Below are 25,757 nucleotides of genomic sequence, written 5' to 3' on the forward strand. Positions count from 1 at the left end.
AGCAGGCTCGCTTGTATGTTTAGACTTGAAGGGGTGGGCGGGACTAAAAGCTCGATTCCGACTCTAGCCAGTACGGACCGTGGGAGACTTCTCGTCCCGCCCCTTCTACCCAAAGCGCCAATATGGAATTCATCGACAAGATCGACGATAGATGCAAGCCAGCGCAAAGGTAGACCCCGACAAGCACCTAAACCCTAGCCCCGAGGATTTGTTATGACAATCCTTACCTCGCAAACGGTTGTTGGCATTGATGTCGCTAAGGCCGAAATCGCTGTATATCGCTCTGATCTGCAAACGATAGATACCGTTAAGAATGATCGAACAACCCTAAAACGCTGGCTTAAAACGTTGCCCGCCCAAAGCGCCATTGCCATTGAAGCTACCAACATTTATCACCTGGACACCGTCGACTTGGCTCATGCGATGGGGCATCAGGTTTATGTCGTGGATGCTTATCGGGTAAGTAACTATCGTCGCGGCATTGGGCAGCGAGCCAAGAACGATCCTTGTGATGCTCGTTTGTTAGCGCGGTATTTGACCAATGAACAGCACGAGCTGCGGCTCTGGTGTCCCCCTCCAAAGGCCTACACAACGCTAAAGAGCTTGCTTCATAGACGTGCGACGCTGGTCAGAAATCATACCGCTCTGATGTTGAGCTGGATCGACGAGCCTCTGCTGAAGGAAGCGCTGGCCACTCAGCAAACAGCCTTTGAGCAAGCGATCAAGGCTATTCAGAAACTGCTACGAAAGGTCAGCAAAGACTCAGGAATTGCAGAAAACATCGTCCGTTGTAAAGCCATCGAAGGCGTAGGCGAGCTGGTCGCAACCGGACTGGCCACCAGTTACATGCGGGGCAATTTTGCGAACAGCAATGCATTTATTGCGTTTTTGGGAATGGACCTGAGGGTGGATGACTCTGGCAAAAAGAATGGCCCCCGGTATCTAACCAAGAAAGGCGATCCAGAGATAAGGCGCTTAGCTCACATCGCTGCGATGACGGCCTCTCGCTCGCCTAGATGGAAACCCTTCTACGAGTCATACCTGGCAAGAGGCTTTTCAAAAACTCAGGCATTGGTGGTGCTTGCCCGTAAGCTCTGCCGAGTTGCATTCGCTCTGATGAAAAATCAGAGCGAATACCAGCCGAAGCCGATGTTGCAGGGTTGCCCTGCAACATAGAATCTCCCACAGGGTTCGGGGTTGGCTGTACCTTATTCATACAGCAATAAAAAAACGCCCCCGACCGTAAGGCCGGGGGCGTTTTTTTGTCAGGCGCGAAAATTACTTCGCTTTGACACCTTCAAAGGTCACATACAGCTCAACCACATCGGACGATGGGCCCAGGTCTTTCTGTTTGCCGAAATCGGAACGCTTGATGCTGGTCGTACCTTCGAAGCCAGCACGGTAGCCGCCCCATGGGTCTTTGCCTTCACCCAGGAACGTGGCCTTGACCACGATCGGCTTGGTGACGCCCAGCAGGGTCAGGTTACCGGCTACATCAGCCGTTTCCTTGCCATCGGCGTTCTTGCCGGTGGGCTTGACGCTGGTGGAAACGAACTTGGCGTCGGCGAACTTGCTCACGTTCAGGAAGTCACCGCTGGCGATGTGCTTGTCACGCTCCGCGTGGTTGGTGAACACGCTGGCGGTGCGAACGTTGAATTCGATCTTGCTGTCTTCCGGCTTGGCCGCGTCGAAGCTGAACTTGCCGTCGATATCCTTGAAGGTACCGGTGATGTAGCTGTAGCCCAGGTGGCTGATCTTGAAGTCGACGAAGGCGTGCTGGCCTTCCTTGTCGACCACATAGTCGGCAGCCATGGCCTGACCAGCCGTCAGCAGGGCGGAACCGATTGCCAGGGCGGCGAGCGTCTTTTTCAACATGCTTTCTATTCCTTTGGAGTCGAGGTTGAACATCAGGCTTGGCGCCCCAGCATTCGCTTGAGGGTCGCGTCACGGTCGATAAAGTGGTGTTTCAATGCTGCCAACGCATGGAGGCCGGAAAAAATTACCAGCGCCCAGGCGAGGTACAGGTGAATCTCGCCGGCGACGTCTGCCTGGTCGGGCAGTCCGGACACCAGCGCGGGGACTTCGAACAAACCAAACACCGGTATCCCGACACCGTCTGCGGTGGAAATCAGGTAACCGGCGATCATTACGGCGAAAAGGCCGAAATACAGCGCGCTATGGCCAAGCTTGGCACCGACGCGGGTCAGGCGACCGTAGGTGGCCAGGGTCGGTGGCGGCGGGCTGACGAAGCGCCAGATCACCCGCAGCAACATCACCGCCAGCAACACCAGGCCGATGCTCTTGTGCAGGTCCGGCGCATCTTTGCGCCAGCTGCTGTAGTAGTCCAGGCCGACCATCCACAAGCCCAGCGCAAACAGCCCGTACACCACCAGCGCAACGCCCCAGTGCATCACGATACTGACCCAGCCATAGCGGGAAGAAGAGTTGCGTAGCTGCATTGCTCATATCCTGTAAAAACTGCGATCAAGACTAGCGAGTTATCTATCGAATTAAAGCGGAAAATTTCGCTTTGAAATATCGAGAAATACGATCATCAGTTTGGTTGGGGTCGGTTAAGGAAAGATTAAAACGAAATACAACCTGTGATAATCAGGATCACAGCGCCCCTCATCGCGAGCAAGCTCGCACAAGAATCGCATTCGGCGCGGTCACCACAGTCCCATGTGGGAGCAGCCTGCTCGCGAAGGGTTTTTCCAGACAAAAAAAAACGCGGCTGACTCGCCGCGCTTTTTTTGTAACACCTGTTTTACTGAGTTTTGGTCTCAGTGGCTGCCGGTGTGGATGCTGCCGGCTTGGCTGCTGGCTTCTTCGCCGGTTCGACCTTTTTTGTCGGAGCCTTGGCCGACGTCTTTTTCGCCGGGGTCTTGGTGGCCGGTTTCTTCGCTGGTGCCTTCTTGGCAGGCTCGGCTTTTACCGGCGCCACAGGTTTCGGCGCTTCTACCGGTGCAGGTGCCGGCGCCGGAGTTGGCGCCGGAGCGGGCGTCGGTGCTGGCGGAGCCACCGGTTCTGGAGCCTTGACCGGCTCAGGCTGCTTGGCGTCATCCGAACCGCCAAACAGGTTGGTGAAAAAGTTGCCCTTCTTCGCCGCGACCGCACCGGCAGCTGCTGCCGTTGCAGCCGGAACGACCTTGGTCGGCTCGAACGACTTGCCCGCCGCCAGGTCTTGCACTTGGCTGGCAGCACGCTGACCGCTGCGCAGCGCGCCTTCCAGAGTGCCTGGATACAAGGCGTCGGTGTGTTCACCGGCAAAGGCTACACGCTGCAGCGGCTTTTCCCACAGGCGCCAGAACTTGCTGATCTGGCCCGGGCCGAAGGCCAGGTAGGAACCGCCGGTGGACGGGTCGGTGCTATAGCGACGGATTTCGTAACCGGTAAACGCGCCACGGGCCTGTGGATAAAACGCGTGCAGGCGGATCAGCACCTGATCGACCATTTGTTTGTCGCCAAAGGCCTGCATCACCCGGGCGTTATCCCCTGAAAGGTTGATGATGACATTGGCGCCACCTTTGAGGGCCGGTTCGATCCACATCATGCCCAGGCCGGTATTGCTGAAGATCTCACCCGACATGCGCGCCTTGCTGTCCCAGACCGGGGTCTTGAACTTGAGCATGATCTGGTCGCGCCAACCGTAGTTGGTGCCCTTTATCGCGGCCTGGTGCTGGGCGTCCAGGGCCGGTGTCAGTTGAATCTTGTTCAGCGCGCGCAGCGGCACGGCCAGCACCACGTAATCGGCCTGATAGCCCACGCTGCCGACCTTGACGGTCACACCGTCCTTGTCCTGGGAAATGGCCGACACCGGCGAGTCGGTCTTGATGGTTTTCAGTTGCTTGAGGAAGGCCTGTGCCAGCACCTGGCTACCACCGAGCAGGCGCGAAGCCCGCAGGTCGCGGTCGGACACACCGCGATTGACCCGGTTCTGCTGTGCGAAATACAGCAGCGACAGACGCGAAGGTTCGTCGTAACGGGTACGAATTTCCTGATTCACCAGTTGCCGCGCAGTGGCCGGAAGCTGCAAGCGGTCCAGCCAGGCGGATACGGTCATCTGGTCCAGCGCGTGCAGCGTGCTGGTGGCCGTCGGATTCAGCGGGTCCTCGATGGAACGCGCCAGCTCGTCCAGGGTGGTTTCGTAGCGCTTGAGCGCTTCGGCGGTGGCCGGCTGCTTAGTGGTCAGGTCGGCGGCGGTGAAGTAGGTGCCGTCAATCAGATAGCTGGGGGTGCGCACGAATTCCGGCGCCGGCGTGGTGCCCAGCTTGAAAGTAGAGACGTATTTATTCAGCACCGGCTGAGTCTTTTCATTGCCGATCCACTCACTGGTGGCCATGCCCGAACGGCCGCCCACGCTGGGCTTGGCCTCCAGCAGGGTCACCGTCCAGCCTTTATTCTGCAACTCGTAGGCCGCCGTGAGCCCCGCCAGGCCGCCACCGATGACGATGGCCGTCGGTTGCTTGTCCTTCGCCAGCGCCGTAACGCTGAACAGCCCTATCACCACCAGCGCACACGCGCGCAGCCAACCAGCAGACATTCTGCGAACTCCGGAATAAAAACCTGGGAAATTTCTGTTCTTTCGAGCCAGCCGGCTCAGAGAACGGCGAAGAATACGTCAGCCATCATAACGCCGCCAGCGACGTCTATCGCCTGGCTCAAAGTAGCGGGGACCGACACAATGGGTTGTCCCCGGGGCCGCCATTGCATAGGCTTGCCCGATTGTTTGGCCCGCGCCCGCCGCGAGCCGCCTCGAGGAGACTGTACATGGGCCTGAATAACCAGTGGATGCAACGCGATCTCGCGGTGCTATGGCATCCCTGCACCCAGATGAAAGATCACGAACGACTGCCGCTGATCCCTATCAAGCGCGGTGAAGGCGTGTGGCTGGAAGACTTCGAGGGCAAGCGCTACCTCGACGCCGTCAGCTCCTGGTGGGTCAATGTGTTCGGTCATGCCAACCCGCGCATCAACCAGCGGATCAAGGACCAGGTCGACCAGTTGGAACATGTGATCCTCGCCGGCTTCAGCCACCAACCAGTGATCGAGCTATCCGAACGCCTGGTCAAGATCACGCCCGAAGGCCTGACCCGTTGCTTCTACGCCGACAACGGCTCGTCATGTATCGAAGTGGCGATGAAGATGAGCTTCCATTACTGGGTTAATCGCGGCCGTCCCGAGAAGAAGCGCTTCGTGACCCTGAGCAACAGCTACCACGGCGAAACCATCGCGGCGATGTCGGTGGGCGACGTGCCGCTGTTCACCGAAACCTACAAGGCGTTGCTGCTGGACACCCTCAAGGTGCCAAGCCCCGACTGCTATCACCGCCCTGAGGGCGTGAGCTGGGAAGAGCACTCGCGCACGATCTTCGCGGCCATGGAACAGACCCTCGCCGAGCACCACGGCAGCGTAGCCGCGGTGATTGTCGAACCGCTGATCCAGGGCGCCGGTGGCATGCGCATGTATCACCCGGTGTACCTGAAATTGCTGCGCGAGGCCTGTGACCGCTACGGTGTGCACTTGATCCACGACGAAATCGCCGTTGGGTTCGGCCGTACCGGGACGATGTTCGCCTGTGAACAGGCTGGTATCACGCCGGATTTCCTCTGCCTGTCCAAGGCCCTGACCGGCGGCTACCTGCCATTGGCGGCGTGCCTGACCACCGATGAGGTCTACAACGCGTTCTACGACGACTACCCGACCCTGCGCGCCTTCCTGCATTCCCACAGCTATACGGGCAACCCGCTGGCTTGCGCGGCGGCGTTGGCGACGCTGGACATCTTCGAGCAAGACAACGTCATCGAAAACAACAAGGCCCTGGCCTCACGCATGGCAAGCGCCACCGCGCACCTGGCCGACCACCCCAACGTGGCCGAAGTGCGCCAGACCGGTATGGTGCTGGCGATCGAGATGGTCAAGGACAAGGCCAGCAAGACCGCCTACCCCTGGCAGGAGCGTCGCGGCCTGACTGTGTTCCAGCACGCCCTTGAACGCGGTGCGTTGTTACGGCCACTGGGCAGTGTGGTGTACTTCCTGCCACCGTATGTCATCACGCCCGAGCAGATCGACTTCCTGGCCGAAGTGGCCAGCGAAGGCATCGATATCGCCACCCGGGACAAGGTCAGCGTGGCGGTGCCTGAAGATTTTCATCCGGGCTATCGCGATCCGGGCTGAGCCTGAGCAACAGCCATCGCGGGCAAGCCTTGCTCCCACAGCAAGTCCACTGTCCTAGTGGGAGCAAGGCTTGCCCGCGATGGGGCCAATGGCATCACCCAAGATTTTCTTTTTCTACAGAGATCCAGCATGAGACTGTCCCGCTTCTTCATCGACACCCCCCTGAGTCTTGGCGAGCACGAACTGCCCGAGGCCCAGGCCCATTACATCAGCCGTGTACTGCGCATGGCCGAGGGGGATGCGGTGCAGGTATTCGACGGTTCGGGGCAGGAGTTCAGGGGTATCCTGGCCGAAGTCGGCAAGAAACATGTGCGGGTACAGCTGAACGAGCAGTTCGACGGACAACCGCAATCGCCGCTGCACATCCACCTCGGCCAGGGTCTGTCCCGGGGCGAACGCATGGACTGGGCCATCCAGAAAGCCACGGAACTGGGCGTCAGCGAGATCACCCCGATATTCAGCGACCGCTGCGAAGTGCGCCTCAAGGACGAACGCGCCGACAAACGCCTGTTGCATTGGCGTCAGGTGGCGATCAGTGCCTGCGAGCAATGCGGTCGCTCGACCGTGCCGCTGATTCACCCGCCGTTGCTGCTGGCCGACTGGCTGAAGCAGACCGACGCCGAGCTGAAGCTGGTCCTGCACCCGGTGGCCGAGCCGCTGGTCAGCCATGCCCGGCCATCGACTCTGGCGTTCCTGATTGGTCCCGAGGGCGGATTGTCCGACGCCGAAGTCGAACAAGCCAAGACCGTCGGCTACCACGCTGCCCGTCTCGGCCCACGCGTGCTGCGCACCGAGACCGCGCCGGTGGTGGCCCTGGCGGTGGCGCAGCAGTTGTGGGGGGATTTCTAAGGCTGGAATGCGAGCGTTTCCTTGTGGGAGCCGCTACTGCACCGGATCGCTCACAGGCGTGGCAATGATCGCCTTCAGCTCAGTGGTCATCGGGAACTCCAGATTCAATCCCTTGGGTGGAATCGGTTTCTGGAACCAGCGGTCGTAGATGTCGTTGATCTCCCCGGATTTGTACAAATCCCCCAGGGTCGCGTTGACCAGCGCCAGGAATTGCGGATCATCCTTGCGCACCATGCAACTGTAAATTTCCCGCGATTGTTCTTCGCCTACCACCACCCACTTGTGCGGGTCACGAGCCTTGGCCCGCTCGCCATACAGCAGCGCATCGTCCATGTAGAACGCCGCGGCCCGACCCGTTTCGAGCATCTGAAAGGCTTCGCCGTGGTCCTTGGCGCTGATGACGAACATGTCGGTCTTGTTGTCCTGGTTGTAGCTTTTCAGAAAACGTTCGTTGGTGGTGCCGGCGGTGGTGACCACGTTTTTACCGCGCAAGTCGGCAAAGCGGTGGATGCCGCTGTCCCTGGCCGTCAGCAATTGGCCCTTCACGTAGATAAAGCCATAGGAGAACGCCACTTGTTTCTGCCGCTCCGCGGTCACACCGGTGGAGCCGCACTCCAGGTCCACGGTGCCATTCTGCACCAGTGGGATGCGGGTCTGGGACGTGACCAGGTTGTACTTCACGTCCAGTTGCGGCAGCGCCAGTTGAGTCTTGATGCGCTCGACGACCTTGTTCGCCAGCTCCACCGAATAGCCCATCGGCTTACCGCTGCCGTCACCGATGTAGGAAAACGGCACCGATGCATCGCGATAACCCAGAGTAATGCTTCGACTGCTGGCGATCTTCTCCAGGGTGCCGGTCAGGGGCTCTTGCGTCGCGTGGGCCTGGAAGCTCAACAACAGGCTCAGGGTACAGCCGATCAACGTGTGTTTTGGCATTGTTATTCTCCGTTGCGGGTGGGTCAGGCGGCACGGGGCGCGAGGCCCCGCAGATCGATGGACGGTTCGCGCTGGCGGATCAGTTCGCTGAGCAGGCGGGCGCTGCCGCAGGCCAGGGTAAAGCCCAGCGCACCGTGGCCGAGATTGAGCCACAGGTTAGGGTAGCGGGTGGCACCGATCAGCGGCACGCCACTGGGGGTGGCCGGGCGCATGCCGGCCCATTCGCTGGCGTGCTCGTAATCCGCGGCCTGGGGAAACGTTTCCCGGGCCTGGCGCTTGATCAGGGCAAGGCGCCGAGGGTCGGGCGTCGGGTCGAAGCCGACGATGTCCACCATCGCCGCCACCCGCCATTGTTCACCGATACGGGCGTAGACGATTTTGCGGTCATAGTCGGTGATGCTCAGCTCCGGTGCTCGATGCCGAGCGCCGATGGGCGCCGTCAGGCTATAGCCCTTGAGCGGATACAGCGGCATTTGCACCCCCGGCAGTCCCAGGGCCGCACTGCGGTGGCCGGCCGCGATGACGAGGTTGTCCACGGGTAACAACTGCCCACCCGACTCCAGCGCTCGTACCCGGCCGTCGGCGTGGTGAATCCTGGTCACTGTCCGCCCCATCAGGAACTCGCAACGGCCCGAGGCCCGCAAACGGGCCGCCAATTGCTGGCAAAAGCCATGACAGTCGGCAACTTCTTCATCCGGCGTGTAGATGCCGCCCACGTAGGGCACGCCGTTCAATGCCGGTTCCAGGCCCACGCACTCGGCGGCGCCCAGCACCTGTTGATGGAGGCTATCGGTCACCCGCTTGCGGGCATGTTCGAAATGTCCGGCATCGCGGAACGTGACCAGTTTGCCGTTGCGCCGCCAGTCAAAGCCATCGAGGCGGTCATCTTCACGCCAATCCTGCAAGGTAGACTGGCTCAGCAACGCCAGGCGCAACAAATGAGCACCGTTACGTCGGTTGATCGACGTCCGGCACGCGCCGATGAACGAGGCCATCCAGCGCCACTGCGCCGGATCCAGGCGTGGCCGCAACTTGAGTGGCGAATCACCGCGCAGCATCCAGCCCAATGCCTGCCATGGCACACCGGCATCCGCCAGCGGAGCGACGTAGCGGTAGGACAACTGGCCGCCATTGGCAAAACTGGTTTCGCTGCCCAGGGTGTCCCGGGCTTCCAGCAACGTCACGTCGATACCCTCACGCACCAGCGCATAGGCCGTCGTCAACCCGACCACGCCGCCACCGATGATGCAAACCCGCTGAGCCATGTCCGTCTCACACCTGTTTCGAATGGCCTCAGATTAGGGGCAGGTGACAGCCACCGAACAATCAATAAAGATGCACCGCCTATAAGCAAAGGTTATGGAGTTGCCATGCGCCTTCGTCACATCGAGGTTTTCCAGGCGATCCGCCAGACCGGTTCCATCAGTGGTGCCGCGCAGTTGCTGCATGTCTCCCAGCCGGCGGTGACCAAGGTGCTGCAGCATGCCGAGCAGCAACTGGGCTTTGCCCTGTTCCTGCGGGTTCGCGGTAAGTTGCAGGTCACGCCCGAAGCGTTGGCGCTGGAGCGTGAAGTGGACAAGGTCAGCGAAAGCCTGCAAGGCGTGCGACGGCTGGCCCAGAACCTGCGCCGCGCGCCGGGTCATCGTCTGCGCATCGGTGCGACGCCGGCCCTGGCCCTCTCGCTGCTGCCTGAGGCCGTTCATCAATGGACCCAACGTCACCCGGACATCGTCTGCGAATTGTCCAGCGCCCATAGCCGCGAGCTGGTCCAGAACCTGTTGATGCGCGAAATCGATGTCGCCCTGACGTTGCAACCGCCCGAGCATCCCGGACTCAAGGCCCAGGCCCTGGCCAACGGCGTATTGGTGGCGTTGGCACCGAAGGGGCATTGGGACGAAGCGGCGGTCGGCACGCCGATGCCATTACAGGCACTGGCCAATGCGCCTCTGATCGGCTTGTCCAGTGCCGACCCCCTGTCCGCCAGGCTCGACGGCTACCTCGAGTCCGTGGAGCCGCCACCGCGGGTCAGCATCGCCGTGCAGACTTACTCACTGGCCCGGGCCATGGTGGAGTCCGGCGCCGGATTGGCGGTGATCGACCCGTTCACGGCGCTGGGCGCTTCGGCCAGCCGCACGGCCATCCGACCGCTGTCGCCACCGCTGCCCATATCCCTTTATGCCGTGACCCGCGCCAACGAGGCGCCGGTGCACACCCTGGGCGCGCTGCTGGAGATTTTCGCCTCGCGGGCACAAGCGCAGCTGGATCGCCTTTCCACCTAGAGAACGTAAAACAGAATCGCCACGAAATGCAGCAGGCTGCCGGCGATCACGAACAAATGCCAGATGCCATGGGCATGGCGCAGTCGCTTATCAAGCGCAAAAAAGATGATACCCACGGTGTACAACACACCACCCGAGGCCAGCCAGGCGAATCCGGCGCTGCCCAGCGCCGCCAGCAAAGGCTTGACCGCCACCAGCACGATCCAGCCCATTACGGCGTAGATCACGATCGACAGGATCCGTGCTTCGGAACGCGGCTTGATTTCCTGCAGGATCCCGATCAGCGCCAGCCCCCAGACAATCCCGAACAAGGTCCAGCCCCATGGTCCGCGCAACGTCACCAGGCAGAACGGCGTATAACTCCCGGCGATGAGCAGGTAGATCGAAAAGTGGTCGACCTTCTGCATGATCGCTTTCTTGCGCCCGCGCACGCTGTGGTAGACGGTCGAAGCGCTGTACAGCACCAGCAAGGTAAATCCATAGATCGCCACGCTGACGATCTTCCACGGATCGCCGGCCATCCCCGCAATCACCAGCAACCACACCGCACCGATAAACGCTGCGACCGCCCCGACCAGATGGGTCCAGGCATTGAGTCGTTCCCCGTGGTACATCCATCCCCCTCACATTCCCGAACATGCGCCAAGGCTCGGGCCTGGCGCGTCAAAGTGCAATGGTTTGCCGCAAGATAGGTCTCCCAGAGGTATTGGGGCACAATCGGGTGACACGACCAAGAGCCCCGCCCATGCTGATCGACGAAGAATTGACCCTGAAGAAACTCGAGGTGTTCCTGGCCTTCATGCGCACCGGCAACATGGCGCGGGCGGCAGCCGAGTTACAGACCAGCAACGTCAGCGTGCACCGGGCCATCCATTCCCTGGAGAGTGCCTTGCGTTGTCCGTTGTTCAAGCACGAAGGACGAAACCTCACGCCGTTGGAGAGTGCCTACGTGCTTGAAGAACGAGCGCAAAAGCTGATCCAGGACGTGGTCGACAGCGTGCGCCTGACCCGCGAAGCCGCCGGGTTCTCCGCCGAACGCTTCAAGCTCGGTTCGCTGTATTCGCTGACGGTCAAGACTGTGCCGCAGCTGATCATGGGTTTGAAAATCCGCCGCAGCGAACTCAACATCGACCTGATCATGGGTTCGAACATCGACTTGCTGTACAAGCTCAAGAACATGGAAGTCGACGCGATCCTGGTGTCCCTGGACGACAGCGTCAACGACCCGGACTGCGAGCACATCGCCCTGTTTTCCGATGACATTTTCCTCGCCACACCGGCAGACTCGCCGTTTGCCCAACGGACCGAAGTCGACCTGGCCGAGGTGCGCGACGAGACGTTCATCACCCTGACCCAGGGCTTCGCCACGCATCAGGACGGGATCAGAGTATTCAGGCAAGCGGGGTTCGAGCCGAAGGTGGCGATGCAGGTCAACGACATCTTCACCCTGCTGAGCATGGTCAGCTCGGGGGTGGGTTATGCCCTGTTGCCAGGGCGGATTGCGGCGGTGTACGAAAAACGGGTGAAGTTGATCCCATTGCAGGAAAAGTACCGGTTGCAGCAGCACATCGGCGTGGTGTTCCTCAAGGCCAAGGAACGCGATCCGAACCTGCTGGCATTACTTGCCGAATGCCGGATGTATGCCAATCGCCAGGTTTGAAACGGTGGTGCCTTCATCGCGAGCAGGCTCGCTCCCACAATGTCCGCGGAGGGAGGGGCACCACCGCCCCTCAGTGGGAGCGAGCCTGCTCGCGATGGCGTCATGACAAGCGCAACATCAGCCGGAACCTAGCCAACAATCCCGCGAACAATGAAAAACAGCAACGAAGGCCCCAGCAGGCAGCCAAGCCCGGTGTGGAACGTTGCCGTCAACGCACCGTACGGCACCAGTCGCCGATCCGTCGCGGCCAACCCGGCCGTCACCCCGCTCACGGTTCCGGCGAGCCCGCCGAAGACCATGGCCGAACGCGGATTGTCCAGGCCCATCCAACGTGCCGCCACAGGGGTGCCGACCATCACCAGGATCGCCTTGATCAACCCGGTGGCAATCGACAACGCCATGACATCGGAAGTGGCACCAATCGCCGCGCCGGTCACTGGCCCAACGATATAAGTCACCGCGCCCGCGCCAATGGTGGTCATGCTCACCGCATCGCGATAGCCGAACGACCAGGCCACGCTCGCACCGACAATAAAGGGCAGGATCGTGCCCAGCAACAGCGCGACGACGCCAATCATCCCGGCCTTCTTCGCTTCGGTAGCCTGGACCTCGAACGCCGTGGCGACAATGGCGAAGTCACGCAGCATGGCCCCGCCCATCAGGCCAATGCCGGAAAACAGCGACAGATCCGCCAGACCTTTCTGCCCACCGGTCATGGTTCCACCCACCCAGGCCAGCACCAGGCCAATGACGATGGCGATTGCCGAGCCGTGAATGCGTCCGAAGGTCAGGCGTTTGGACAACACTACCGACACCCACATGATCACGCCGACGAAAGCGAACGCCGTGATCAGGCCGTTATGTTCCAAGCCTTTCTCGATGAGATCCCACATATCAGCGACCTCCTACAGGCGTGCCGAGGGGCGTCACTTCGGTCGGTTCGTCGGGCAAGGGTTCGCCCTTGTGGGTCCGGCTGATCAGCGCAATGGTCACGCCGCACAGCAACACCGAGCCAATCGCCCCCAGTACAGCCACCGGGCCGCCGTGCAAGGCCGTGACAACATTCTGTTGCGCGGCCATCGCGACCACCACCGGAATGTACATGGCGCCCCAGAAGGCGACGCCCATCTCGCAATCCTTGGTCATGCCGCCGTGCCGGTGCATCCACAAGCGCGCGCAAATCAGCAGGATCATTGCAATGCCGACTCCGCCGACGTTGGACTTCACCCCCAGCAGCACGCCCAGCATGTCGCCCAGGATCACCCCTGTCAGCGTACAGATCGCCAACAGTGCCACACCGTAAATAATCATTGTCGTAGTCCTCAAAATGCATCGTCGGGATTGTTGTTTTTGTCGTTCGAAGCCTGAGTCGGTGGTCTAGAGTCGTTGGCTTCCCTCCTCACGCAACAGGGCCTGCAAGGTGTCGAGCCGCGCACCGTCGAACGCAATGACGGTGCCCTGTTCGAACACCCGGCGGGCCAGCCCGGTCAGCACCGCTCCGGGCGGCAATTCGATCTGCAGGCGCACGCCGCGCTCATAGGCGCTTTGCACGGTGCCGCGCCAATCGACGACGCGGCACATATTGAACGCCAGGTCGTCGCGCAGGGCCTCGGTGCTCATCACGGGCCGGGCACGGCTGCCGCTGAGGTAACCCAGGCCAGGCAGTTTCAACGACACATCGCTGAACGCCTCGGCGAGCGTTCGCGCCGGAGCCTCCAGCAACGGGCAATGGGACGGTACGCTGACGGTCAGCCGACACGCTTTCGCGGCGCCTTGGCTCCGTGCCTGTCCGGCGACGATGGCCATGGCCTCGTCGCTGCCGGCGATAACCACTTGGTTATCGGCGTTGATGTTGGCCAGGTAGACCGGTGTTGCATCGCTGTGCACCTGGGCCAGCAACGTCTCCACCGTCACCAGCTCCAGGCCGATGATGGCGGTCATGCCGTAGCCTTTTGGATATGCCTGCTGCATCAATTCGCCCCGCAGGCTGACCAGCCGCAAGGCATCGGCAAACCCCAACGCACCCGCCACCACAGCCGCCGGATACGCACCGATGGACAGCCCCGCCACGTAATCCGGCGCGGGCGCCTGTTCCAGCAAGCGCCGGGACGCCGCTACGCCAGCGATCAACAGGCACAACTGCACCGCACGGGTCGATTGCAACGCCTCAGCGCTGTCCAGTTGCTTCACGTCCTCACCCAGCACCTCGCTGGCTTCCTCCAGGATCTGCGGTGCCAGCTCACGGAGCATGCCCGCTCGCTGCGCACCCTGGCCGGGGAACACGAACATTTTCATGGCATCGGCTCCAGCGACGGCTGCCAGGGGTCGCACACCAGGCGCGCCTGCCGATTGTCCTTGAGCAGCACCCGGCGCGCCGGACCGGCCCACTCCCTCAACGCGACGGCACCGTGGGGCGTTTGCAACTGCATGTCCACCACGCACACCGACGCATCCAGTTGCGCGAGCAGCTCACGGGCATGACCGCGATCCAGCGGATGCGGCATGCGCAGGATCAGGTCGAGGTCGCTGCGCTCATGCAACGCTTCGACGCCGCTGGCGAGTTCGAACCCGACGGCGCCGCTGACCCCCCACACCCAACTGCAGCCATCGAGCACCGGCCTCAGCCGGGCCAATGCGTGCAGCGCTGGCAGATCGCGGACCAAGACAGCGTGGCCGAGATCTTCCGGCCTGACCCGTCGGGTAATCGCGGACTTCGCCATCGTTGTGGCATAACGCTGCTCACGCAAGCGTCCACGAACCCCGACGGCGATACGGTTCGCTGCCGTCGTGGCGCGCCGGACCACCACCGGTTGACCGGCACCCAGGGCTTCGTACGCCCACGCAGGTGCGTCCACCGGCAAGTGCTCCGGCGTCATGCCCCACAGCAGGTCGTGGGCCAGGAACGTGTTCACCACTGTGCTCTCAACAATTGGCGAACCTTGCTCGAGGCCATGCGATTGGCGGCGCCCAGCCGCCCGCGCAGGTCCCGCGGACCGGTTTCGACGTCCCGGATGGCCTGGATGAGGCATTCGTGGACCCGCGCCAGGTCCGCCGCCGACGGTTGCTCGATCCGTTCCACCGACAGGGTTTCCCACAACAGCCCAAGGCTGGCATAACTGTCGATGTCATAGGCCATCGGCGGCACGCTGGCGGCCAGGGCTTCCAGCGCCTCAACACTGCGCAGGGTCACCCGCGCCGCCGAAGCCTTGCCCATGGCGTGGACCATCACCCCGGGGTCGCGCAGCGCAATCAAACGGTTGGCTTGATACCCATGGGCCAGGAACGCACCGGACATCGCCTTGCCCACCAGCAGGCCGATCACCGGATGTCCACCCAGACGGGCGCGGGCATAGCTGTCCGCCGCCCCGGCCAGTGCCTGATGGATGCCCAGGGCTTCTTCCCGACGGCCATAGGCCTGGCTCGGAACGTCGACGATGGCGATCAGCGGCCGCTTGACCGGCGCATCACGGTCGGCTTCCACGGCATCGTTCACGGCCTTGGCCAAACCCCAACCTTCCAGCAAGCCAACCTCACCGTTGCGCGCCCGAGGGAAACGGTTATCCGGATCGGCCACCACCGCCAACAGGCGCACGTCTTGTCCGCCCAATTGGGTGTCGGCCACTTTCAACGAAGCCGGCAGGCCTGGAAGCGGCCTGACGCCGTTGCTCAACGCTTCGAACCAGCGCAGGCCTCTCAACGAATACGAACTCATGAGCGTTCTCCCTGATACAGCTGGCGAACCGCTGCCGGTTCGATTTGCGCCTCGGTGTCCAACCGCCCCAGGCGTTGCAGGAACAGTTCGGCCTGGCTACTGCGATGCTCAGCGGGCACGCCCAGGTGCAGCAACTGACTGACCTGCTGGCGAATCTGTGCAACGTCATCACTGGCATAGCGATCCACCAGACCGGTGGCGAAACGCTGTTCGCCACCGGTCAGGCTCCAGATGAACGGACGGTCCCGGGCGTCATATTCCTCGATACCGGCCTCCTGCTCGATCACCTGCGGGCCGTTCAGGCCCAGCCGCGCTTCCTGTGTGACCAACAGGTAACTGCACAGGCCGGCGGCGATGGACATGCCGCCAAAGCAGCCGACGCTCCCGGCCACCACGCCAACCACCGGTTGATACTGGCGCAGGTCGACGATGGCCGAGTGGATTTCCGCGATGGCCGCCAACCCGAGGTTGGCTTCCTGCAAACGCACGCCGCCGGTTTCCAGCAGCAGCACGGCACGGGTCGGAATTGCTTTGCGATTGTCTTCGGCGGCCAGCTCCAGGGCGCCGGCGATTTTCGCCCCGCCGACTTCACCGAGGCTGCCGCCCTGGAACGCTCCTTCGATGGCGGCAATCACCACCGGCAGGCCATCTAGGGTGCCCTTGGCGATCACCACGCCGTCATCGCTTTGCGGCACCACGCCCTGGCGCGACAGCCACGGCGACATGACCCGTTGGAACGGATCGAGCAGCTCGCGGAATGAGCCGTCATCGAGCAAGGCCTGGGCCCGTTGCCGGGCGCCCAGCTCGACGAAGCTGCGTTTATTCAAAAGCGTTGTGCTGTCAGTCATGACCGATCTCCTCGAAACCCTGTTCCAGGCGCAGGCGCACCACGCCGGGGGTGGCGCCGAAATCGTGGATATCAATCGCCAGCGCCGGTGGCGTCTGGCCGTCAAACATGCGGGCGAAGAGATGCTGCCAGCGTTGCTCGCTGCCATTGACCGAGGTCTGCACCTGGATGGTCAACTTGCCCGCCAGCCCGGGCTCGATCAGCACTTCCAGGTCGCCCGAGCCAACACAGCCCACCAGCGCCCGGCCCCGTGGCGGCTGCCCGGCGGGGAATTCAAAGGATAAGGTTTCCATCAGCACACTCCTGGGAAGAAGCCATCGCCACGCTCGACACGGTCGAGCAGCAGGCAGGCGGCGAGCAGGTCCGCAGCGCCGCCGGGCGAGGCGTTCAAGGCAATCAGTTGTTGGTCCAGCGCGTGCAGTTGGCGACGACCACCGAGGCTCGCACAGCCGCCAGCGTCGAGTACGGCTCTGGCACCTTGTTGCATGGCCTTAAGGCCCGCTTCGCCGGCGCGATACAGCACGCAGGTGTCGGCCAGGGTGGTCATGATCGCCAGCAAGGCATCGAGCCGGGCGTTCTGCTCCCCTGCCCCGGCTGCGCGACTGCGCTTGAGTTGCGGCAGGCCCAGGCCCGTCACGGCCGGGAAAGCCAGCTGTGCTTCTTCACGGGCACCACGCACGCCGTAACGCTGGGCGACCTGGGCGCCGTGGCTCAAGGGTCTTGGCGCGTAGCGGTCGTCGAGCAAGGCCAGGCGTGCTGCGCGCAACGTGACGGCGCCCGCAACGCTGGATTCAGGTTCCAGCGCGGCGGCAGCGACCAACAGGCCCAAGGCCCAGATCGCGCCGCGGTGCGTGTTCACGCCGCCCGTGGTGGCAAGCATCGTGGCTTCGCCTTCGCGGCCGATCCGTCCGAGGGCTTCGCGCAGCGGCAGGCCGATTTCAGCGTAATCGATGGCGGCCTCGGCCATTTCCTTGAACGCCGGCCACAGCGACAGCGCCGAGGCGTGCATCAGGCCCAGGTGCAGATCGGTATGGGCACCGCTGCCACGGCGGTCCACCAAGGCCGGTTTGGGCGACAGGTCGGCTTCGTCGATCAGCGCGTCGACTGCCAGGTCCGCCAGGCGCTCGGCCAGGGACAGCGTGTCGGGTTGCCGGTTGAGTGCGTGCATTTACCAGCTCCTGAATTTGGCGGGGGGGTTGTAGAGGCCACCGGACCACTCCACCAGATCGGCCACGCTTTTGGCGGCGAGCCATTCGCGGGTGGCGTCGGTGCGGCGGATGCCGAGGTCTTCGGGCAAGGCGATCAAACCTTCACGACGCATGCGGGCCGTCTCTTTCGGGTTGTGCCGCAGGCCGATGGCGGTGACGCCGGCTACAGCCGCGATCATGGCCTGGCGCTCTTCCAGGGAGCGGGCCTTGTACAGGTAGGCAATGCCTTCCTCGGTGAGCAGATGGGTGACGTCGTCGCCGTAGATCATGATCGGCGCCAGGGGCATGCCGGCTTTCTTCGCCACATCCACTGCATCGAGGGTGTCGACGAAGGTGGGTTTGCCGCCTTCCTGGAACGTCTCGACCATCTGCACCACCAGTTTCTTGCCGCGCTCGAGCAGTGGTGCGTCGCCATCGCCGTGGCGCATGTCGAGCCAGGCCGGCGTGCCGTGACGCCGGCCGCGCGGATCATGGCCCATGTTCGGCGCCCCCCCGAAACCGGCCAGCCGGCCACGGGTAACGGTGGAGGAATGACCGTCGCCGTCCACTTGCAACGTGGCTCCGATGAACAGGTCCACCGCGTATTGCCCGGCCAGTTGGCAGACCATGCGATTGGAGCGCAGCGAGCCGTCATGCCCGGTGAAGAACACGTCGGGCCGGGCGGCGATGTAGCGTTCCATGCCCAGTTCGGTGCCGAAGCAATGCACGCTTTCGACCCAGCCGCTTTCGATGGCCGGGATCAGGGTCGGGTGCGGATTGAGGGTCCAATTACGGCAGATCTTGCCCTTCAGGCCGAGGGATTCGCCGTAGGTCGGCAGGATCAGCTCGATGGCGGCGGTGTTGAAACCGATGCCGTGGTTGAGGGACTGAACGTTGTGTTTTTCATAGATCCCGCGGATCGCCATCATCGCCATCAACACATGCACCGGCTTGATATGGCGTGGATCACGGGTGAACAGCGGTTCGATGTAGAAGGGCTTATCGGCCACCACCACGAAATCCACCCAGGATGCCGGGATGTCGACTCGCGGCAGGTCGCTGACGTCGTCCACCAACTGGTTGACCTGGACAATGACAATGCCGTCGCTGAAGGCCGCCGGCTCGATCAATGCCGGGGTGTCTTCGGTACTGGGGCCGGTGTAGATGTTGCCGGCGCGGTCAGCCATGAAACCGGCCGAGAGCACCACGTTGGGGATCAAGTCCACCACCAGCCGGGCGTAGAGCTCGATGTAGGTGTGGATCGCGCCGATTTCCAGCAGGCCGTCCTCCAGCAACTGGCTGATGCGCAGACTCTGGGTGCCGGCGAAGGAAAAGTCCAGCTTGCGGGCGATACCGCGCTCGAACAGATCGAGGTGCTCGGAACGGCCGACGCTGGGCATGATCATGTGCAGGTCGTGCAACTTAGAAGGGTCGGTCTTGGCCAGAGAGCGCGACAGAAAATCCGCCTGCTTCTGGTTATTGCCCTCCAGCACCACGCGGTCACCCGGCAGGATCAACGCCTCCAGCGCCGCGACGATTTTGTCGGTGGGCAACACCACACCGTCGGCAAGCCCCTTCACCAGTTCGAGCCGCCGCTGCTTCTCGCTGCGCCGCCGCGTCCAGCGCGAGTCGGGGGATATTGTTGTTGTCATGACCACTCCACGGGTTCGCTGTCGTGGGGCTTACCTTAGGAGTGTCATGGTGGGTGCATCAATCAAGCTCAGCGGTGGATCGTTACGGTTGGAGTAATGATCTGCACCAACCCGGCGGCGATTACCAGCTCTTCCAACGCCAGCAGATCCGGCACCTTCGCCACATGATCCCCAACCTGCACCGCCGCTTGTTCCAATCCGCACAACGGCACATCTACATAGCTCAGTTGACTATCGAGCTTGTGGGAGCGCGGGATGCCTTGTACCAGCAGTGCGATGAACTTCAGTTCGGGGCGGCCGCCCAGGGCGTTGAGCACGACGATGCGCGCTCGTTCGCCGATCATGGTTTTCTGGCCGCAGGCCGATTCGAAGCTCAGCAGCGGGATCTGCCGTTCGCGCCAGCTGACCCAGCCCAGGAACCACGGCGGGGTGTCCATATCGAAGGCGCTGCTCTGATAGTCGATCAGCTCGGCCACCGCGACGTTGGGCAACACCAGATGCCGATCGGACAGCGGCAGCAGCAGACCGGTGAGGTACCGGGTCCGGTCTTCATGCATGGGTTCTGCTCCAGTGGGCAATGCTCTCGAGCAGTACCGATTCCTGATACGGCTTGCCCAGGTAGTCGTTGACGCCGATGGCCATGGCCCGATCGCGGTGTTTCTGGCCCGTACGGGACGTGATCATGATGATCGGCAGGTGTGCCAGGCGCGGGTCGTTGCGCACCTGGGTCGCCACTTCAAAACCGTCCATGCGCGGCATTTCGATGTCCAGCAGCATCAGGTCCGGGGAGTGTTCGCTCAGCAAGGCCATGGCATCCACCCCGTCCTTGGCGGTAAGCACATGCATGCCGTGGCGCTCCAGCAAGCGACTGGTGACCTTGCGCACCGTCACCGAATCGTCCACCACCAGCACCAGCAACGGCCGTTGATGTTCGCCGTCACCTTCGGCCAGTGCCTGGCGCCGTGGGGTCTGGCCAGGCAAGGCGCGGATCGGCGCCAGCAAGTCGAGGATGAGCACCACCCGGCCGTCCCCCAGGATGGTCGCGCCGGACAGTCCCTGCACCGAAGAGAATTGCGGGCCTAGACTTTTGACCACGATTTCCCGAGTCCCAAGGGTCGCGTCCACCTGCACCGCGACATGCCGCTCATTGCACTGCATCAGCAGCAGCGGCAAGGGCTGGCTCTGGCCCAGCAGCTTGGCACGGGCGCCAGTCTTCAGTACTTCGCCCAAGTAGTACAACTCATGGCGTTGCCCGGCGTAGGTGTAGACCGGCGGATCGAGTTGGTAATAGGCATCCAGCTCGGCGGGCAGCACCCGCACAATGCTTTCGATGGTGTTGAGCGGGATCGCGTACTGGTCTTCATGACACTGCACCATCAGTGCCCGGTTGACCGCCACGGTAAACGGCAGGCGAATACGGAAATGCACGCCCTGCCCCGCCGTGGAATCGATCATCATGCTGCCGCCCAGTTGCCGCACCTCTTCATGGACCACGTCCATGCCGACGCCGCGCCCGGAGATCTGGGTAATTTTCTCAGCGGTGGAAAAACCCGGCTGCAGGATGAACTGCAAGACATCGCGGTCGCTGATGTCACTGTCCGGCGCCAGCAGTCCACGCTTGATCGCCTTGTTCCGCACCGCCTCCAGGGGCACGCCGGCGCCATCGTCGCGGATGTCGAAAATGATGTCGCCGCCTTCCCGTGAAAGTTCGAGGCTGATGCGGCCGCGCGCCGGTTTGCCGGCGGCGATGCGCACATCGGCGGGTTCCAGGCCATGATCGACGGCGTTGCGCAACATATGCTCCAGCGGCGCGGCCATGCGTTCCAGTACATTGCGGTCCATCTCGCCTTCGGCGTTATCGACCACGAACTCCACATCCTTGCCCAGTTCCTGGGCCACCTGCCGGACGATGCGTTTGAGGCGCGGCAGCATGCGCTCGAACGGCACCATGCGCGTGCGCATCAGGCCTTCCTGGAGTTCGGTGTTGATCCGGCCTTGCTGTTGCAGCAAGTTTTCCGCGTCGTGATTACCCCGATCCAGGGTTTCCTTGAGGTCGAGCAGGTCCGAAGCGGATTCGAACAGTGCCCTGGACAACTGCTGCAGCTGGGAATGGCGGTCCATTTCCAACGGGTCGAAATCTTCGTAGCCCAGCCGCTCAGCCTCTACCTGCTGGCGACTGAGGATCCGTCCCTGGGTTTCGGTGTCGAGGCGCCGCAATTGATCGCGCATGCGCTCGATGGTGGTTTCCATCTCGCCCAAAGCCACCCGCGCGTCATTGACCTGCTGTTCGATACGACCACGAAAGATCGAAGCCTCCCCCGCCAGGTTCACCAGGTCGTCCAGCAGTTCGGCGGAGACCTTGACCATGTCCGCACCTTCGCCCGAGGCGCCCGGCTCAGGCTTGGCAGGCGCGGGGATCGGAGCAGGAACCGGCACAACCGCGGCTTCGGGCGCCGGGCTTGCCTGTGGCTGGTTGACCGCCTGGATCTGCGCGATCAGGCGGTCCGCCGGCGGACAGGGCTGGCCGGCCCGCACCGCGTCGAGCATGTGCGCCAGCCGGTCATGGCTGCTTTGCAGCAGCGTGAACAGCGTCGGGGTCGCTTGCAGCAGACCTGCCGACAACCCCTCGTAGAGGTTTTCCAGTTCGTGAGCGAGATCGCCGATGGGACCGATTTCCACCATCCGCGCCCCCCCCTTGAGGGTATGCAGGTCGCGCAACAGGGTTTCGACGGCCTGGCGGTTCGACGGCTCGGCCTGCCAACGCAGCAACGCCGCGCCGGAACTGTCGAGGATGTCGAAGCCTTCCTCGAGGAAGATCTCCAGCAGCTCGGGATCATGATGGGTGCCGTCGCCCTGGGTCACTCCGCTTGCCTCGACGGCGTGCGGTTTGTCCTGGCGGAACCTGCGGATGGCGTCGATCAGCGAAACGGGATCGCCCAGCACTTGGCCCTGCTGCAATTGCCCGAGCAGCAGCTCAAGGCGCTCATGGCTGCTGTTGAGCAGTTGCGCCAACTCGTCACTGTAGCTGTAGCGGCGGTCCACCAACCCTTCATAAAGGTTTTCCAGCTCCTGGGCCAGGTCGCTCACCGGCCGGACATCGGCCATCCGGGCACCGCCCTTGAGGGTATGCAGGTCCCGTTGCAGCGAGGACAGTGGCGCGCCGTTGTCCGGGTCGGCCAGCCAGCGTTGCAGGGCCTGGGCGGCGCTTTCCAGGATATCCTGGGCCTCCTCGAGGAAGATCGAGGTGATGTCGTCGTCCACGGCCGCATCGTCACGTTCCAGCTCGGTCGTCGCATCGCCCAGTTCGCGGATGCTCAGGGTCCGGCTACCGTCGCTGCGGATCAGGCCCGTGGCCGACGGATCGAGACCTGCCTCGAGCAAGCGACGCAAGGCCTGCACCCGCTCGGGCTGCGGATGGACCTGTTGCCCGGCCGCCAATTCATCGAGCATGTCGACCAACGCCTCATGAGCGAGTTGCGCTTGCTGGAAAAATTCATCGTTGACCGCCAGGCTGCTTTCCTCCACCGCGCCATAGAGGTCGAGCAAGGCTTCGCACAGCTCATCCATCGGATGCAGCTCAGCCAGGTGCGCACCTTCACCGAGGGTGGTCAACTCATCCAGCAGCGCGCTCAGTTCCTGGCCTTGGCCGGGGTGTTCCTGCCAACGCTGCAACAGGCTTTCGGCATCCAACAGAATGTCCATGCCCTGGGCGAGGAAATCATTGATCAGTTGCGGATCCCGCTTGGGCCGCAGGCCTTTGTCTGGTGCGTTGAGCGCCGCCCGCAGGCGCTCGGCCAACAGGGCCTGGGTTCGCTGGATCAGGTCCTCGGCACCGGGAATCGGCGCCAGCGGATCGCTTTTCAGCTGGCGCAGCCCCAGGCGCAGCAGGCCCTCGGCCTCCAGCAGACATTCCACCTCATCGAGGTCGAGGGCAATCAGGTGCGCCCGGTATTCCCGGGCGAGCTGGTCCATCGTCCCCGCCAGTTCGGCGATGGGCAGCACGCCGGCCATGAACGCACTGCCCTTGAGGGTGTGCAGGGCCCGATGCAATTCATCGCCCGCCTGCAACGGCATGTGTTCGACGGCCTGGTCGAGAAAGCGCCGCAAGCTGGCGAGATGGCCCTGGGCTTCGTTGTCGAAGATTTTCAACAGCAAAGGGTCGAGGGCGGCCACGTCCCGCTGGTCCTCATCCTCCTCGTCGCAGCCCCTGGCAAGGGCATGGGCGCGGGCAGCCAGACGGTCGACATCGTCGCGCTGGCGCTGGCGATGGTCGGCGAACTCAGCCACCAGGCCGGGGAGCAGTTGCACCGTGTCGTCGACCAACCGTTGTACCGAGGCTCCCGGCTCGACGCTGCGTTCCAGCACGCGGTTGAGCAGGTTCTCCACCGCCCACGCCAATTCCCCCAACACCAGTGCCCGGACCATGCGACCACTGCCCTTGAGGGTATGAAAGGCCCGGCGCAGTTCACCCAGGATGCCTTGATCGTCGGGTCGCGCCGTCCACCGGGGCAGGTACTCGCGCAGCACCTCCAGCACTTCCTCGGCTTCTTCCAGGAAGACTTCGCGCAGCTCGTCGTCCACCGGATGTTCGTCCACCGGCGGCGGCAACAGGCTGCCCGGCGTGCTACGCGCCGGGGGGTTGACCGCCGAGACCGGACTGGCCAGCACCTCGGCCAGGGACTGCACGGTCTGCGGATCATCCAGCTCCTGCAGGTCCTGCATGAGCTGCGCCTCGTTGGGGCTCAGCACATCGTCGAGCAATGGCACCCGGGCTTCGTCGGGGAAATAACCGAGGGCCGCCAGGCTTCGCTCCACCTCATCGAGCAGCGACTCACCGGGATTCTGCGGATCGTCGCTCAAGCGCTCCAGATAGTATTCGAGACCGCTGATCACATCGGCGAGGTGATCGAGTTCTTCCCACCCCGGCTGGGCCCGCTCCAGCAGCAGATGATCGCGGATGAAACCGTTGCAGGCTTCCACCAGGCCGGCGGCGCGCCCCAGGGGAATCATCGCCAGCGCGCCACGGACCTGGGTCAGCAAGGCGGGCAAGCCCTGTAGCTGCTCGCTGTTCCAGTCGGCCTCGATGTAGTCGACGATCATATCCTTGGCCTGCTGCAGGCAGGTGTGGGCTTCCTTGATGACGATCTGGTGGATCTGGGTCAGGTCGGTGGTGGGCAGCGGGTTGTCTTCCGGGCTTTCGGGCTCGACGGTGCCGACCATGCCGGCCAGGGTGGCCTCGACGTAGAGCAAGGCGCCGGCGACGTCCATGAGGGTCGCGTCATCGGGTTCGCGCTGGCCTTGGGCGAGACTCAGGACCACCGCCAACTGATCGATGATGACCTTGCGCGGCTGACCGAAACCGAGCACCGCCAGGGTATCGGCGATCTGCCGCAGGGGCGCCAGCAGGCTGTCCAGCTCCGAGGCGTGCTGGCGGTCGCTGCGCACGAACAGGTCCAGCCGCTCCTTGACGCGCACCAGTTCTTCACAAAGTGCGGTGAGTACCGAACGCATGGCATCGCGGTCGGGGCCCGCCAGGCGCGCACGTTCTTCGTCGACCATGGCGCTGTCGGGTAGCGCGTCTTCCAGTGAGTAGCGTTCTTTCATGATCTGCATCTGCCCGCTGGGATGTTCAGCCTTGGCAATATAGAACAACAAGCTCTTGAGCAAATGGGGCGGCGCCGGTTGATTGATGCCCGGCATGCCCTGCTCCAGCAGGCGTTTGAGCTCCTTGTCGGCTTCCTTGAACAGGCTGCGCAGCGCCGGGCTGTTGGCGATGCGCCCCTCGCGCATGCCTTCGACCAGCGCCGAGGCCACCTGCCACAATGCATTGAGCGGCGCCCCGGCGCACAGCCCTTCCAGGCGGTGGAAGACTTTGGTCAGGTAGCCCAGGTGTGTGGCGTCGTCCTGTTCGCGCAACAGACCTACCAGGGCCATCTGCAGGGTCTGGCGCAGCTTGCGTAACGTGTTGGGCAGCTCCGGCGGTTCGAGCCGCTTCAGGGCCGCGTCGCTGAGTGGTGCGATTTCCGGCAGCTCGGGACTGAACAGACTGGTTTCCGACAGCAGGCCCTCGCCCCGGGCGCTGCGCAGGTCGTTGATCAGCGGCAGCACCACCAGCGGCAAGTCGCGACGCGCGCCCTGGACGCGATCCAGGTACATCGGCAACTGCCCGAGGGCCTGACTCAACAGGCTGATGGCCTCGTCGCGATGAGCAACGCTGTTGTTGCGCAAGGCGGCACACAGTTGCTCCATCTCTTCGGCCAGCAAGGCCGCGCCGTAGAACTCGACCATCTGCAGGCCGCCGTGGACCTGATGAATACAAGCCAGGCATTGGCCGAGGGCATCCGACGCCTGCGGATCTTCCACCAGGCGGTTGAGGGCCAGATGGGCCTGCTTCAGCGTTTCGGCAATCTCGCCCTTGACCCATTCCAGGGCCACGTAGTCGTGCCGATCACCCATAA

General features: G+C 62.9%; 22 protein-coding genes. 5 read left to right on the top strand and 17 right to left on the bottom strand.

All coding sequences use genetic code 11. The features are described from left to right. Positions 1-213 precede the first annotated feature (213 nt). Positions 214-1,176: an IS110 family transposase gene (locus AD666_RS04965; protein WP_053147561.1), complete on the top strand. Its 963-nt coding sequence runs from the start codon at positions 214-216 to the stop codon at positions 1,174-1,176. A 102-nt stretch (positions 1,177-1,278) separates the two neighbouring features. On the opposite strand, the gene AD666_RS04970 is transcribed toward AD666_RS04965, so the two are convergent. The 3 genes from AD666_RS04970 to AD666_RS04980 form a co-directional block, all read right to left on the bottom strand. Beyond that, positions 1,279-1,875 (bottom strand): YceI family protein, encoded by a 597-nt coding sequence (locus AD666_RS04970; protein WP_053148178.1) that lies wholly within the window; start codon positions 1,873-1,875, stop codon positions 1,279-1,281. A gap of 32 nt (positions 1,876-1,907) precedes the next feature. After that, positions 1,908-2,459: a cytochrome b gene (locus tag AD666_RS04975; protein WP_053148180.1), complete on the bottom strand. Its 552-nt coding sequence runs from the start codon at positions 2,457-2,459 to the stop codon at positions 1,908-1,910. 308 nt (positions 2,460-2,767) lie between these two features. Then, on the bottom strand, positions 2,768-4,543 hold the full coding sequence (locus AD666_RS04980) for a flavin monoamine oxidase family protein (RefSeq protein WP_053148182.1): 1,776 nt from the start codon (positions 4,541-4,543) through the stop codon (positions 2,768-2,770). Between the two features lie 227 nt (positions 4,544-4,770). On the opposite strand from AD666_RS04980, the gene AD666_RS04985 reads away from it, so the two are divergent. Further along, positions 4,771-6,177 (top strand): adenosylmethionine--8-amino-7-oxononanoate transaminase, encoded by a 1,407-nt coding sequence (locus AD666_RS04985; RefSeq protein WP_053148184.1) that lies wholly within the window; start codon positions 4,771-4,773, stop codon positions 6,175-6,177. 129 nt (positions 6,178-6,306) lie between these two features. Further along, complete coding sequence (locus AD666_RS04990; RefSeq protein ID WP_053148186.1) at positions 6,307-7,026, top strand: 16S rRNA (uracil(1498)-N(3))-methyltransferase; 720 nt, start codon at positions 6,307-6,309, stop codon at positions 7,024-7,026. Positions 7,027-7,059: 33 nt separating this feature from the next. Here AD666_RS04990 and AD666_RS04995 read toward each other — a convergent pair whose 3' ends face one another. Both AD666_RS04995 and AD666_RS05000 read right to left on the bottom strand, forming a co-directional pair. After that, a complete protein-coding gene (locus AD666_RS04995; protein ID WP_053148188.1) occupies positions 7,060-7,962 on the bottom strand; it encodes a transporter substrate-binding domain-containing protein in 903 nt (300 codons plus the stop codon). A 23-nt stretch (positions 7,963-7,985) separates the two neighbouring features. Then, entirely contained in the window at positions 7,986-9,227 is a 1,242-nt protein-coding gene (locus AD666_RS05000) for a D-amino acid dehydrogenase (protein ID WP_053148190.1), read from the bottom strand. Positions 9,228-9,332: 105 nt separating this feature from the next. Between AD666_RS05000 and AD666_RS05005 the strand changes: the two genes are divergently transcribed. Continuing rightward, a complete protein-coding gene (locus AD666_RS05005; RefSeq protein ID WP_053148192.1) occupies positions 9,333-10,241 on the top strand; it encodes a LysR family transcriptional regulator in 909 nt (302 codons plus the stop codon). Here AD666_RS05005 and AD666_RS05010 read toward each other — a convergent pair. Further along, positions 10,238-10,855: a hemolysin III family protein gene (locus AD666_RS05010; RefSeq protein WP_053148194.1), complete on the bottom strand. Its 618-nt coding sequence runs from the start codon at positions 10,853-10,855 to the stop codon at positions 10,238-10,240. The genes AD666_RS05005 and AD666_RS05010 overlap by 4 nt on opposite strands. Positions 10,856-10,986: 131 nt before the next feature. On the opposite strand from AD666_RS05010, the gene AD666_RS05015 reads away from it, so the two are divergent. Then, positions 10,987-11,901, top strand: a complete 915-nt coding sequence (locus AD666_RS05015; RefSeq protein ID WP_053148196.1) for a LysR substrate-binding domain-containing protein — start codon at positions 10,987-10,989, stop codon at positions 11,899-11,901. Between the two features lie 128 nt (positions 11,902-12,029). Here AD666_RS05015 and madM read toward each other — a convergent pair whose 3' ends face one another. The 11 genes from madM to AD666_RS05070 all read right to left on the bottom strand — a co-directional run bounded on the left by madM (position 12,030) and on the right by AD666_RS05070 (position 25,755). Beyond that, positions 12,030-12,794 (bottom strand): malonate transporter subunit MadM, encoded by a 765-nt coding sequence (madM, locus tag AD666_RS05020; protein ID WP_053148198.1) that lies wholly within the window; start codon positions 12,792-12,794, stop codon positions 12,030-12,032. Position 12,795: 1 nt separating this feature from the next. Next, positions 12,796-13,212: a malonate transporter subunit MadL gene (gene madL / locus AD666_RS05025; protein ID WP_053148200.1), complete on the bottom strand. Its 417-nt coding sequence runs from the start codon at positions 13,210-13,212 to the stop codon at positions 12,796-12,798. A gap of 66 nt (positions 13,213-13,278) precedes the next feature. Beyond that, positions 13,279-14,196: a malonate decarboxylase subunit epsilon gene (gene mdcH / locus AD666_RS05030; protein ID WP_053148202.1), complete on the bottom strand. Its 918-nt coding sequence runs from the start codon at positions 14,194-14,196 to the stop codon at positions 13,279-13,281. After that, positions 14,193-14,816, bottom strand: coding sequence for a malonate decarboxylase holo-ACP synthase (locus tag AD666_RS05035; protein ID WP_053148204.1), 624 nt, complete (start codon positions 14,814-14,816; stop codon positions 14,193-14,195). Before AD666_RS05035 ends, mdcH begins: the two co-directional genes overlap by 4 nt. Beyond that, entirely contained in the window at positions 14,810-15,613 is an 804-nt protein-coding gene (gene mdcE, locus AD666_RS05040; protein ID WP_053148206.1) for a biotin-independent malonate decarboxylase subunit gamma, read from the bottom strand. The genes AD666_RS05035 and mdcE overlap by 7 nt, the downstream gene beginning before the upstream one ends. Beyond that, a complete protein-coding gene (locus tag AD666_RS05045) occupies positions 15,610-16,461 on the bottom strand; it encodes a biotin-independent malonate decarboxylase subunit beta (RefSeq protein WP_053148208.1) in 852 nt (283 codons plus the stop codon). Before AD666_RS05045 ends, mdcE begins: the two co-directional genes overlap by 4 nt. Then, the gene (locus tag AD666_RS05050) at positions 16,454-16,753 is read right to left on the bottom strand and encodes a malonate decarboxylase subunit delta (RefSeq protein WP_053148210.1); all 300 of its coding nucleotides are present in this window, start codon (positions 16,751-16,753) and stop codon (positions 16,454-16,456) included. The genes AD666_RS05045 and AD666_RS05050 overlap by 8 nt, the downstream gene beginning before the upstream one ends. Then, entirely contained in the window at positions 16,753-17,628 is an 876-nt protein-coding gene (locus tag AD666_RS05055; RefSeq protein WP_053148212.1) for a triphosphoribosyl-dephospho-CoA synthase, read from the bottom strand. The genes AD666_RS05050 and AD666_RS05055 overlap by 1 nt, the downstream gene beginning before the upstream one ends. Then, positions 17,629-19,299, bottom strand: a complete 1,671-nt coding sequence (mdcA, locus tag AD666_RS05060; RefSeq protein WP_053148214.1) for a malonate decarboxylase subunit alpha — start codon at positions 19,297-19,299, stop codon at positions 17,629-17,631. Between the two features lie 68 nt (positions 19,300-19,367). Next, on the bottom strand, positions 19,368-19,856 hold the full coding sequence (locus AD666_RS05065) for a chemotaxis protein CheW (protein ID WP_053148216.1): 489 nt from the start codon (positions 19,854-19,856) through the stop codon (positions 19,368-19,370). After that, complete coding sequence (locus tag AD666_RS05070; RefSeq protein ID WP_053148218.1) at positions 19,849-25,755, bottom strand: Hpt domain-containing protein; 5,907 nt, start codon at positions 25,753-25,755, stop codon at positions 19,849-19,851. The genes AD666_RS05065 and AD666_RS05070 overlap by 8 nt, the downstream gene beginning before the upstream one ends. Between the last annotated feature and the right edge of the window lie 2 nt (positions 25,756-25,757).

It is taken from the genome of Pseudomonas sp. Pf153, assembly GCF_001269775.1.
GTDB lineage: Bacteria > Pseudomonadota > Gammaproteobacteria > Pseudomonadales > Pseudomonadaceae > Aquipseudomonas > Aquipseudomonas uvaldensis.